General features: G+C 53.4%; 2 tRNA genes and 1 rRNA gene. All 3 read right to left on the bottom strand.

The features are described from left to right. Position 1: 1 nt before the first annotated feature. A tRNA-Ala gene (locus tag HPT30_RS00630) sits at positions 2–77 on the bottom strand. A gap of 27 nt (positions 78–104) precedes the next feature. Continuing rightward, positions 105–181, bottom strand: a tRNA-Ile gene (locus HPT30_RS00625). 43 nt (positions 182–224) lie between these two features. Then, positions 225–341: ribosomal RNA gene (gene rrf / locus HPT30_RS00620) — 5S ribosomal RNA — on the bottom strand. Between the last annotated feature and the right edge of the window lie 45 nt (positions 342–386).

The following is a 386-nucleotide window of genomic DNA, read 5'->3' as shown; positions in this document are numbered from 1 at the left end:
TTGGTGGAGCCAAGCGGGATCGAACCGCTGACCTCCTGCTTGCAAGGCAGGCGCTCTCCCAGCTGAGCTATGGCCCCATAAAGGTAAGTTATTCAAATGTTATATGGTGGGCCTTGGTGGACTCGAACCACCGACCTCACCCTTATCAGAGGTGCGCTCTAACCAACTGAGCTAAAAGCCCATATAACAGATATAACATATTGGCAACCAAGAAATGGTTGTCCGCTTGGCGGCGTCCTACTCTCCCAGGACCCTTCGGTCCAAGTACCATCGGCGCTGGAGGGCTTAACGGTCGTGTTCGGGATGGGTACGTGTGGAACCCCTCCGCCATCGCCACCAAACGTTTGAAAGAGATTGACTCTCTCAAAACTGAGCAACGAGTGAGT

It is taken from the genome of Paenibacillus agri, assembly GCF_013359945.1.
Classification (GTDB): Bacteria; Bacillota; Bacilli; order Paenibacillales; family Paenibacillaceae; genus Paenibacillus_AQ; species Paenibacillus_AQ agri.
This window is presented reverse-complemented; position numbering and strand designations above follow the sequence as displayed.